Raw genomic sequence first — 11,511 nt, 5'->3', positions numbered from 1 at the left:
ATTAATTAATGGAAAAATATAAAAAACTACAAGAACGTCGTATAACAGCGCGGAAACGCTTCGCTTCGGGACGAGCCCTCGCTTGGCCTGCGGCACATTTCCCTTCTGGCACTCGCTTGCATACGCAAGCTACGTGGCCAGTCCCTAACGTCCCGTCGGGACTCAGGGTCGGGAAACGTCGTCTCCGCTATTTCGTTATGCGCAAACGTGTAAACTTAATATTAAAACCCATTAAATTTAAAGGAAAAAAATAAATGTCAAAACTAAATGTAGATCAAAAAACTATCTTCGAGCTTCTCTCCGACAAAAAGGCAGATTTTCTAATACCAGACTATCAAAGACCATATGCTTGGAATGAGGAGCAATGCCAAACACTTTGGGATGACATATTCCTCTTCTCTTTTCCGAATAACAACTATGAATCATTCGATGAAAATGATGAATATTTTCTAGGATCTATAGTCACTTTTAAGAATGAAAAAGGTAAATCTGAGGTTATTGATGGACAACAACGATTAACAACTATCATGTTAATTCTTCGATCTTTTTATGATAAGTTCGCCAATATGCAGGACAAAAATTCTAAGCAAACAAGAGAGCTCATTGAAAAGTGTATTTGGAAAACGGATACTTTCGGAACTGCCGATAAAACTACTCTTAAAATTGATTCTGAAGTAGCTACTGATAATGATAAGGAGGAATTTTTAGAATTATTGCGCACTGGCATTGTGAAACAACAAAGCAAGAGTCAATACGTAAATAACTATAAATTCTTTCAAAGTAAAATTGATGAATTTATTCACGAATTTTCTGGCTATATCGCATATTTACCAGCACGAATACTAAGCAATTGTATCTTACTGCCAATCGAAGCCGAGTCTCAAGACACTGCACTTAGAATTTTTTCTACGCTTAATGACCGTGGATTACCATTATCTGATGCAGATATATTCAAGGCGCAATTTTATAAATATTATGGTTCTTTAAATAAGAAAGATTATTTCATTTCTGAGTGGAAGTATTTAGAGGAAATAACTGGTTCGGTCTTCAATTCTATTACTGGTACACCGATGGATGAATTATTTGCTCGATATATGTATTTTTTGCGTGCAAAAGAAGGAGTAAAAAGTTCTACAACAGAAGCACTGCGAAAATTCTATGAAAAAAATAAATACACTTATTTAAAACAAGACCAAACACTTGATGATTTAAAATCTCTGGCTCAATTTTGGAAAAGTGTATCGGCACAAGATAAAGATAGATTCTCAAATGAAATTCTTAAAAAACTTTTTATTCTTAATTATGCTCCAAATGGTATGTGGCAGCATATTACTTCAGTTTATTTTCTAAAAAATCGAGACATAGACGGATTGCTAGATAATGAAAAATTTGCAAATTTTTTAAATCGAATAACAGCATTTATTTTTGCATACGCCATTACAAATCCAGGTGTAAACGCTCTCCGAACTCCAGTTTATGATGAAATGGTTAATATAATAAATGGTAGTGAAGCTACGTTTTCAAAGTATAAATTTAATTATAGTCAAGCGAGAACTTCCTTTGAAAATTATATTTTTACAAATCAAAGAAATGCCACAAGATCCATCCTAACTTGGTATTCGTATACATTCCAAGGACAACAGCTAATTGAATTAAGTGAAATTTTTCACTTAGAACATATCTATCCTAGAAAGCGCCAAGAAATGGAAGGAGGATTAAAAATAGAAAACAATATAGATTCTTTAGGAAACAAAATTTTACTTGAATCAAGTATAAATATTCAAGCATCTGATTACCGTTTTGAGGACAAAAAAAATATTATAGTGGAAAACAAAGACGCGGTAAATATAAACAAGCAAGCAAAATTGCAGAAATATCAAGCCTTCTAGATTACTCTGAATTTGGAGAGGATCAAATAGTAGAAAGAACCAAAACGATTCTAGACAAATTCTTTAATTTTCTAGATGAGGAAGATTTGATTTCTACAAAACAATAAAATACACGTCAGCGCATAACAGCGACTTACCGCTACGCTTCGGCACAAGGCCTCGCTCGGCCTTCGGCAAATTCCCCTTCTGGCATTCGCCTTGCGTTCGCAAGCTACATGCCAGTCCCTAACGTCCCGTTCCGGGACTCAGGGTCGGGGAACTTCGGTAAGTCTAGTTCGTTATACGACATTTGAAAAATTATAATCATTTAAAAATCAATAGACATTAAGAAAAAGGGTAACTCTATGCTTAAAAAGCTCCAGACAGATAACTATAACAAAAAAAATCATTTTTATTCATTAAGTTTAATTCTGATATTTTCTATGATTTCTCCATATAATTTATCTGCAAATGATATAGCTGGAGTATGGAAACTAAATTCAGTCAAACTGGATGATGGTGGAGATTCTACTTACGATCTCAAAGAAGGAAGAATTCTATTCATAGATAAAATCGATAAAGGATTATATAAGTTAAAACGATATACATCAGGAAAAATAGGTTTAGACGTTGAGGTTATTGAAAAAAATGATATTTTTGGTTATGATTTAGATAAAATTCCTGTATACTTAAAACGTGATGGTAATACGTTAATTCGCAAATCAAAAGGGTGGACTGATACCTACACACTAACAAACTTAAAATCTGAAATTGATGCACAAGAGTTAAGTAAAAATAACCCTGCTTATTTTCACTGGGAAAAAATTAAGAAAAATTCTCCAAATAAAAAACAACTTCAGCTAACTACTGAAAACTATGTTGATAAGAAAATTGAAATTTCCGGCTTCGCAAGGCTTTGTTCTTATTACAATTATGAGTATAAAAATTCAAAAGATACTCATTTTTGTTTATTCTTTGTTGAAAATAAATATGATACTTTTAGCGAAGACTACTATATTTATTTTGAAAAAAATAAATATCCAGAAATCCTGAATTCACTCGAATTAAATTCCTTATTGCCAGTTACTATTGAAGCTATTTTACTTAATACCAAATATGATAAAAGTTCCAATGGTCAAATCTTTCTTGAAGGACTTACACTAACAATTCCATACTAATTTAAATTTCTTATGATTATTTATATATCAAAACTTTGGCTAACATTTTCAAACGTCGTATAACAGCGCCTTACCGCTACGCTTCGGGACAAGCCCTCGCTCGGGCTACGCCAAATTCCCCTTCTGGCATTCGCCTTGCTTGCGCAAGCTACATGCCAGTCCCTAACGTCCCGTCGGGACTCAGGGTCGGGGAACTTCGGTAAGTCTAGTTCGTTATACGCAAGTTGCTAAAATTCAAACTTTTCCTCAAAATAAGAAAATATTAAGAAATTAAACCAAAAGTGTAATAAAATTTAGTAGATTTATGATAGCATATTTGATATCATCATTGTATGCGAGTAACAATTGATACAAATGTTCTATATCAAGCTCTCAGGGACAGTAGAGGTGCTTCGCATTTTATATTAACTTTAGCTGAAAAGAGGAAAATTGAGTTAGCCCTATCTACCCCAGTATTTGTCGAATACTCTGATGTTTTACTTAGAGATAAGTCACTCTCTGATTTAGGTTTATCAAAGAAGGAAGTTAATCTTGTTTTGGACTTCCTTGTTTTTGTGGCTACGCCTTTTTCAATTAACTATTTACTAAGACCTAATCTTGCGGACGAAAACGATAATCTTTTTGTTGAACTTGCTTTTGCTAGTAACAGTCGATTTTTAATTACTTCAAATATAAAAGACTTTAACCAAAATAAAGATCTTAAATTTGATTCTTTTAAAGTTATTACTCCTACCGATTTTACTAAATTATGGAGATTAAATTATGAATAAAAAAAACGTTCTAACTATTCGAATTCCTGAAGATCTAAAAGAAAGAATTGAGAAAACTGCAGCTACTCAAGGTGTTTCTCTTAATCAATTTGCTTTATATGCTTTTACAAGAGGTATCAGCGATATTGATACTGCTAACTTTTTTAAAAAACGAATTCAAGGAAAAACGAAAGAATCAATTGAAGACGGATTTAAGAAAGTTATGGGAAAAGTCGGGAAAAAAGATAAAATCCCAAGTTGGGATAAACTATAATTCTATAGTAGCAACCAGCGTATAACAGCGTGGAAACGCTTCGCTTCGGCACTGCCGGCCTCGCTCGGTCTGCGACACATTCCTCTCCGTCACGCTTCTTGCCTTGCAAGAAGACGCGCCGACGCTAACGCCTCTGCGAGGCTCAGCTACGAGGAACGTCGTCTCCACTTGTTCGTTATACGACATGGCGAAAAATTAATTCTGTAAAATGAAGAATCAAAAAAAGACAAAAAGAGTTGACTTGGTATATACCAAGATACATACTCTTTTCTATGCAAACAGCGAAAATTTTTGTAAATGGCAGAAGCCAGGCAGTCAGAATCCCGAAAGAATTTCAATTCAAAGGTGAGGAAGTTTTCATACAAAAAGTTGGAGATGCTGTTATACTTGTCCCTAAGAATAAAGCATGGAATGCTTTTCTTGATGGATTAAATGGTTTTACTGATGACTTTCTAGCTGAAGGAAGGATTGATTTACCAGAATCAGAAAGAGAACAATTTTAATGTATCTAATTGATACAAATATATGCATTTACCTAATAAAAAAGAAAAACAATAAACTCTTAGAAGTATTAAAAAAAAATCATAATAAAGGTGTTTTTATATCTTCTCTTACTTTAGCTGAACTAGAATTTGGGGTAGAGAACAGTGAACATAAAGAGAAAAATAGAATTTCATTAATTGAATTTCTTACTATTTTTGAAATTTTAAGCTTCGAAGAAAGAGACACTCTTGCTTTCGGGAAAATTAAAAGCTATTTGAGAAAGTCAGGTAAAATGATTGGGACTATGGATGCATTATTAGCAGCTCAATCTATATCAAGAAACCTTATTTTTGTTACAAATAATACAAAAGAATTCGAAAGAATAAAAAACTTGAAGATTGAGGATTGGACCATTTAATCTCGCCACGTCGTATAACAGCAACTAACCGCTTCACTTCGGGACTTACGCCCTCGTTCGGTCTACGACACATAGGCTTTTGTCACTCCTCTTGCTTACGCAAGCGTCGTGCCAATCCCTAACGTCCCCTTCGGGGACTCAGGGCCAGCCTACGTCGGTTAGTCTAGTTCGTTAGCCGAAATTGCAAAAAACTAAATTAACGGATAACCAAAAAAATATTTGACATATCTCATTTTGAGATACAAATGGCAATGGTGCACGTAATCAGCTGGAAGAAATTAGATGATTTTATCATTAAACATCCTAATTCTGAATCTTCCTTAAAGAGCTGGTATAAAATCCTTAAAAATACTAGCTTTAACGATTTTAATGATTTAAGAAAACTATTTAATTCTGTCGATCTGGTAGGAAATCTTACCGTTTTTAACATTAGTGGAAACAACTTCAGGTTAATTGCAGCTATTCACTTTAATACTCAGAAAGTTTTTATTAGATACATTTTAACTCATTCAGATTATGATAAGGGGAAATGGAAAAAGGAGATTATATGATTCTAGAAATTGAAAAAATTAAGAATGTTTGGCATGACCTAAAAGATATTCTCTCCGTTCCTCATACTGATAAACAATATAAAAAATTAGTGAAAGTTTTAGATGAACTTATTGATGAAGTTGGAAATGATGAAAAACATCAATTAGCTCCGCTTCTAGAAACTGTTGGAAATTTGATCGAAGAATATGAAAACGATCATTACATACAGCCCAATGCTGAACCAATCGAAATTTTAAAATATCTAATGCAAGAAAAGAACTTAACACAAAAAGATCTAGCTATTCTGGGTAGCCAAGGTGTTGTTTCAGAAATATTGAATGGAAAACGAGAACTAAACGTAAGGCAAATCAAAGCCCTTGCAGATAAATTCAAAATCTCTCCTTCTGCTTTTATTTAAACTATATATTTGCAACTTCGGCTAACAGCAACTAACCGCTTCGCTTCGGGACTTCGCCCTCGCTTGGGCTGCGCCACATAGGCTTCTGGCACTCCCCTTGCAGTCGCAAGTGTCGTTCCAGTCCCTAACGTCCCGTTCGGGACTCAGGGCCAGCCTACGTCGGTTAGTCTAGTTCGTTATACGACATTTTAAGCAACCCAATTTGAAGAAGGAAATAAGTCGTTTTTCTTCCTCCGAAATAAAAAATATCATATAGGAGATTTAATACCTTATTATATTTATGTAGAATTTAATAAGATCAAAGAAATCAGTTGAAAGAAAATTATAAGCTAGCTAATCGAAAAAATGAAGACCCAAATTACCAATAACATAATCTGGATTTTTTTTATCATTATATTTCACCAAAATTGTTTTTGGACTATGAAAACTTATGAAAATGCTTACCCATATCCCAAAAGTGGCAAAGTTCCGATTACTGAAATTGAAAGTATTCTTATTGATACTAATGATACAATAAAAGTCAAAACCAATGAAAATTCAGGTTGTTTAAAAATAAGTAATGGGTCCTATTTCCTTTGGTTTAGCAAAAAATCGCTAAACCAAAAATGCGAATCATTTAACAATGAAAATTCTGAACCAGGATCATTAACATTCCTAAATATCTCAAATTCTGCTATACTTAGAAAAGACAAAATAATATTAGATTTTTCTTCATTTCCTCCAGAGAAATTTTTATTAACAAATCCTTATGTCGTTTGGAGTGCCTCGGAAGGATTTTATGGCTATTCAAATGATCCAAAAGTAGACTCCACTTTTAAAAACGCTTACATTTCAAATGACTATAAATATTTATTTGTAGAAAAAAAGGATAAAATGTTTGTTTTCAATGCACATGAAGAAAAGTCAGTGATCCGGAGAATAGTAATTGAAAATTTAGCAAATAAATTAATTAAAACTTATAAAAACAAAATTATACCTATCAAATTCATACAGATCAAAGATACTGGAATATTATCTATCACTCAATCCAACAAAAGGCAATTCTATGCACTTGCAAACACTCCAAATTTATACGATATAAAATTGGACATCACAAAGGATAAGGAACAAAAACCAAATTATGAGTATCTCCCTCTTCTGCCAATTAGTCTAATTGCAGATATAATTATTAGCCCTATTGTTATTCCATTCTATACTTACTATTTTATGAGAATGAGAATAAAATAGTAAGCTGAAATGTTATTCATGTTGTTATATCAATATTAAATTTACAAAATTAATAAAACTTAAAATTTCTGGTAACATTTAAAACGTCGTATAACAGCGACTTACCGCTACGCTTCGGGACAAGCCCTCGCTCGGGCTTCGCCAAATTCCCTTTCTGTCACTCGTTTGCATTCGCAAACTACGTGCCAGTCCCTAACGTCCCTTCGGGACTCAGGGTCAGGGAACTTCGGTAAGTCTAGTTCGTTATATGCAATAAGCGCAAAAATAATTTATGAAATTTGAAAAAAGAATATTAGGAAAAGAGTTTTATACCTATGATCCAAATATTAATTGTACACATGATGATTTACGTAGCTTATTAAAAAAATATAGTCGCCTAGAAATATTAAGGACAATCGCAAATTTTTCAGCACAAATATTCAACAATAACAATATATTAAATTTTTCTAGTATTCCGCTAACGAATGATATTTTATTAACGGCAGCGGAATATACAATAAAATATGCAAACCTTAGCGAAAACAAAATAATCCCAGAGAATGATTTAAAATTATTCTTTAGAATGTGCCATAAATTTTCTAATTCCAAGATAGTGGAAAAAACACAAAATCATGAGGAGATACTAATTAATTACAGTTACAAACAATTCATTTTCCAAGAAAATTTACTGAGCCAATTTGCAAGAAGCCATTACATATACACAAATCTTTGGGAAAGAGTCGAATGTGAAAACAAAATTGATATTCTTAAAGAAATAGAAAGCATTCTCGGATTAAGATATGAAATTGCATTGTTTTTCACTTATGCTTCTGTAGGAAACAAAGATGGGTATCTATTTGAATATGATAAAAAAACTATTGATGGATTAAACAAAGCAACTAGTTTGCAAATTAATATTTCAGACCATCAAAAATATTTAAAATGGGCAAGCGAAACTTATTCATATTTTGATAAATATGATGGGCTCATGAGCCCATTTGTCTTCTATCCAATTATTAATACCCAAACAAAACCACCTGGAGTAAATTCCGAAGTATACATAATAGTAAACCATCACCTATTATATGATAAAATTACTAATAATTTATATTTTCAACTCGCAGAAAAATTTGATTTAGGAAATGGAAAGAATCAATTTAAAGTAAATTTTGGCTATGTATTTCAAGAATATATAGGTGAAATTCTAAAATTTCATTTCCATAATTGGACCGTACATTCAGAAATTAATTACCTAAAAGCAAAAAAAGAAAAAAATGATACAGTAGATTGGCTAATAACGAAAGAAAACAAAATGATTCTTATCGAAGTAAAACAATCATCAATATTTCTAGAATCAAAAATCAATTGTAAGATTTCAGACATAAAAAAAGACTTGGAAAAAACATTAGCCAAAGGCGTAAGACAACTTAAAAAGACAAAAACAGATATACTATCCAAAAAATATAAAGAACTAAGCAAATTTGAGCATATTAACCAATTCCAATATGTAATTGTAACCAATGATCGGTTTTATTATTCAAATTACATCGGAAAAAATTCAATTAAAGAAATTATACCTGATATAGATTTTGATTTTCATATTATTAGTGTAAATGAATTAGAAATCTTACTTTCTGAACAAAAAGAATCGGAAAGTTTCTTTGATTTATTAACCTATAAATCTTTGGAATTTCCTTTAATAGATTTCAAAGAGTTTTTATTTAGTATTTTTCCTAATGGTAACAATCATCCTAAATTCCTATCAGAGTATTATAGTAATTTTTTTAATAAAATTTCACTAAATATACAATTAATAGATAAATAAGCTATATAAGCGCTTACTGCATATAACAGCGACTTAACGCTTCGCTTCGGGACAAGCCCTCGCTCGGTCTGCGACACATTCCCCTTCTGTCACTCGCCTGCATCCGCAAGCTACGTGCCAGTCCCTAACGTCCCGTTCCGGGACTCAGGGTCGGGAAACGTCGTTAAGTCTAGTTCGTTATCTGCAATGCCATAGTGTATGCCTCAGGACATGGGTAACACTTTTGTAGCAAGACATAGGTAACACTTTCAGGTTTCTAATCCCTTTAGATCACCTTTACAGGAGGGCTTTGGGATGCCTTGGAAGGAGAATAATACCGTGGATTTAAGATTTCAATTTGTTCTGGATAGCTTCCAGAATGACGTCAATTTTACTCAGCTTTGTGCTCAGTATGGCATCTCTACTAAGTGTGGATACAAGTGGAAAGAAAGGTTCTTGAAGGAAGGGAGAGATGGTCTTCTGGATAAGAAGAGAACTCCTAAGAACTCTCCCGCTAAGATTGCAGAAGAAACAATTCTAGAAATCATTAAGATCAAAAATAACAAGAAGTTCTGGGGTGCTAAGAAAATACTCGAACTCTATAAAGCTAAATTCCCAGATAGAAGACCTCCTAACAGATCTACCGTTGAACGCATTCTTAAGAAGGCAGGCCTACTTGAGAAAAAAAAGAATAGAAGACCAATTAATTCAGGACAACGAATCTCTATGCCGGAGAAAGCGACCCATCCGAATCATATTTGGACCGTTGACTTCAAAGGATGGTGGTATACTCCAGACAGGGAGAAAGTAAATCCTCTCACGGTCAGAGATGATTTCTCTAAATACATTCTCTCCATTAAGACCCTTTCCAAAGGCGATATTCCTTCCGTTAAAGCTGAATTTATTAGGTTATTTAAGATCTATGGATTACCAGAAATCATTCGCTCCGACAACGGACCGCCTTTCGCTTCTATGCAGTCTCTTTGGGGACTCACTAAACTCTCTGTTTGGTTGGCTCTCTCTAGGTATCAAGCTCGATCGCATTCAACCAGGTAAACCTTACCAAAATGGCGCTCATGAAAGAATGCATAGAGACGCGTAGACTCGAGAACTACAACATGAAATCGTTGGTAACATCACTCTCTTCCAAAAACTCTTCGATAAATGGAGAATTGAATTCAATAGAGAAAGACCACACGAAGCTCTTAACATGAAAACTCCAGAACAAATCTATGTTAAATCGGAAAAACTTTTTGATCCGAACGCTGAACTTCTAATCGCCTATCCGTTTGGATTCAAGCAAAGACATGTTAACGATCGCGGTTACATCAATTACAATGGAAATCTCATCATGATCGGAAATCCTTTAACGGGTTTAATGTCGGTATTAAAAAAGATTCGATTCCGTTTCTATTTGGTACGCGAAATAATAAGTTAGGTAATCTCGATCAAATTTATTCTTGATTAATCCTGATTCCAATTCATATAAAGTTCATAAACCAAGGAAGGTTACTAAAAAGTACTACCCTTCTCCTGACGCATGAACGTTACCCATGTCTTGAAGTCATACCTAGAACTTAATTTTATGAATGAATTCCGAACAAGTATTATATAAGCATATAGATAGGATTCAAGCTTCCAACCTGCCTCATCATGTTAAGAAGGTTGTTTCGGCTGTTACTCTTTGCAGAACTAATGCAATGAAAGGAAGAGTCTATTCTTGTCCAAACGGACACTTCTCTATATTCATGAGAGAATTCTTGTAACAATAGATCTTGTCCTACTTGCCAATCAGAAATAAAAGAGAAGTGGAATTCCAATACAAAAGATAAAGTCACTAATTCTCCACATTATCATCTGTTTTAAGTTACCTGCTTTTCTATATCCATATATTCTTTCCTATTATAAAGAATTTATAGAAATCCTTTTTGATGCTTCTTCTAAGTCTATTCTCAAATTAATTAAGTATTCTTTTGATCTAGCACCTACTACGGCATTCATTTCTGTTCTACACACTCATGGTGATGCTTACCAACTTTCATCCACATATTCACATCATTCTCAATTCTATTGCTCTATCCAAAAAACAGGACAAGATTCTCTTACTTGATGAAACTCTCTTCAAACTTGATAACTTCAATTCCAGACTCTATAACCAAATTCTAAAAAAAGAATTAATTCTTCTCTACAAGAAACATCCTGAACTTGGAATTGACTTCAGCAAAATATTGATAATATTCATAAGAAAATATATTTATTTCTAAGAAATACGAATCACCTTATCCTATCATTAACTACCTTTCCAAAACTATCAAAGGAAATGCTCTCGATCTTAATCAGGTCGATTTTCTTGATAATGGTTCCATTAATCTTCATAATAAAGATAAATCTTTTCTTTTTCTAACAATGAATTTGTAATTAGATACATCAAACACATCATTCCACAAAACATTAAATCTATTCGTTATTCCGGTTTCTACACGCGTAGACTAGTAGATCTAAGTATGAAATAGTAAATCAACTCTTCGAAGTACTTAGTAAAGAAGAAACAGAATCAAAATTCAATGATGATTCGATTCTCG

At 33.2% G+C, this 11,511-nt stretch carries 14 protein-coding genes and 1 pseudogene; all 15 read left to right on the top strand.

Annotation, left to right across the window (positions count from 1 at the left end; all coding sequences use genetic code 11):
* Positions 1-254 precede the first annotated feature (254 nt).
* The 15 genes and pseudogenes from LEP1GSC195_RS18850 (at position 255) to LEP1GSC195_RS20235 (ending at position 11,442) form a co-directional block, all read left to right on the top strand.
* On the top strand, positions 255-1,889 hold the full coding sequence (locus LEP1GSC195_RS18850; protein WP_015683085.1) for a DUF262 domain-containing protein: 1,635 nt from the start codon (positions 255-257) through the stop codon (positions 1,887-1,889).
* A gap of 344 nt (positions 1,890-2,233) precedes the next feature.
* Positions 2,234-3,046: a hypothetical protein gene (locus tag LEP1GSC195_RS18845; protein ID WP_015683089.1), complete on the top strand. Its 813-nt coding sequence runs from the start codon at positions 2,234-2,236 to the stop codon at positions 3,044-3,046.
* Between the two features lie 332 nt (positions 3,047-3,378).
* Complete coding sequence (locus LEP1GSC195_RS19655; RefSeq protein WP_002981140.1) at positions 3,379-3,816, top strand: putative toxin-antitoxin system toxin component, PIN family; 438 nt, start codon at positions 3,379-3,381, stop codon at positions 3,814-3,816.
* Positions 3,809-4,069, top strand: coding sequence for a toxin-antitoxin system HicB family antitoxin (locus tag LEP1GSC195_RS18835; RefSeq protein ID WP_002981142.1), 261 nt, complete (start codon positions 3,809-3,811; stop codon positions 4,067-4,069). The genes LEP1GSC195_RS19655 and LEP1GSC195_RS18835 overlap by 8 nt, the downstream gene beginning before the upstream one ends.
* A gap of 272 nt (positions 4,070-4,341) precedes the next feature.
* A complete protein-coding gene (gene vapB, locus LEP1GSC195_RS18830) occupies positions 4,342-4,572 on the top strand; it encodes a type II toxin-antitoxin system antitoxin VapB (RefSeq protein ID WP_015683086.1) in 231 nt (76 codons plus the stop codon).
* Complete coding sequence (gene vapC, locus LEP1GSC195_RS18825; protein WP_015683088.1) at positions 4,572-4,970, top strand: type II toxin-antitoxin system tRNA(fMet)-specific endonuclease VapC; 399 nt, start codon at positions 4,572-4,574, stop codon at positions 4,968-4,970. Before vapB ends, vapC begins: the two co-directional genes overlap by 1 nt.
* 245 nt (positions 4,971-5,215) lie before the next feature.
* On the top strand, positions 5,216-5,521 hold the full coding sequence (locus LEP1GSC195_RS18820; RefSeq protein ID WP_332248646.1) for a type II toxin-antitoxin system HigB family toxin: 306 nt from the start codon (positions 5,216-5,218) through the stop codon (positions 5,519-5,521).
* Complete coding sequence (locus tag LEP1GSC195_RS18815) at positions 5,518-5,919, top strand: helix-turn-helix domain-containing protein (RefSeq protein ID WP_015683090.1); 402 nt, start codon at positions 5,518-5,520, stop codon at positions 5,917-5,919. The genes LEP1GSC195_RS18820 and LEP1GSC195_RS18815 overlap by 4 nt, the downstream gene beginning before the upstream one ends.
* 420 nt (positions 5,920-6,339) lie before the next feature.
* The gene (locus LEP1GSC195_RS18810; protein ID WP_156827697.1) at positions 6,340-7,146 is read left to right on the top strand and encodes a hypothetical protein; all 807 of its coding nucleotides are present in this window, start codon (positions 6,340-6,342) and stop codon (positions 7,144-7,146) included.
* Positions 7,147-7,417: 271 nt separating this feature from the next.
* Positions 7,418-8,950 (top strand): hypothetical protein, encoded by a 1,533-nt coding sequence (locus LEP1GSC195_RS18805; RefSeq protein ID WP_015683084.1) that lies wholly within the window; start codon positions 7,418-7,420, stop codon positions 8,948-8,950.
* Between the two features lie 318 nt (positions 8,951-9,268).
* On the top strand, positions 9,269-9,985 hold the full coding sequence (locus LEP1GSC195_RS18800) for a helix-turn-helix domain-containing protein (RefSeq protein WP_232227864.1): 717 nt from the start codon (positions 9,269-9,271) through the stop codon (positions 9,983-9,985).
* A 67-nt stretch (positions 9,986-10,052) separates the two neighbouring features.
* Positions 10,053-10,115, top strand: a pseudogene (locus LEP1GSC195_RS20240) (hypothetical protein); the annotation flags it as partial.
* Between the two features lie 24 nt (positions 10,116-10,139).
* Positions 10,140-10,367 carry a hypothetical protein gene (locus LEP1GSC195_RS20125; protein WP_015683087.1) on the top strand — a complete coding sequence of 76 codons (228 nt, stop codon included), beginning with the start codon at positions 10,140-10,142 and terminating at the stop codon, positions 10,365-10,367.
* A 359-nt stretch (positions 10,368-10,726) separates the two neighbouring features.
* Positions 10,727-10,795, top strand: a complete 69-nt coding sequence (locus tag LEP1GSC195_RS20325; protein WP_408605951.1) for a hypothetical protein — start codon at positions 10,727-10,729, stop codon at positions 10,793-10,795.
* 521 nt (positions 10,796-11,316) lie between these two features.
* Entirely contained in the window at positions 11,317-11,442 is a 126-nt protein-coding gene (locus LEP1GSC195_RS20235) for a transposase (RefSeq protein ID WP_332248647.1), read from the top strand.
* Positions 11,443-11,511: the final 69 nt, after the last annotated feature.

Origin of the sequence: Leptospira wolbachii serovar Codice str. CDC (assembly GCF_000332515.2) — a bacterium.
GTDB lineage: Bacteria > Spirochaetota > Leptospiria > Leptospirales > Leptospiraceae > Leptospira_A > Leptospira_A wolbachii.
This window is presented reverse-complemented; position numbering and strand designations above follow the sequence as displayed.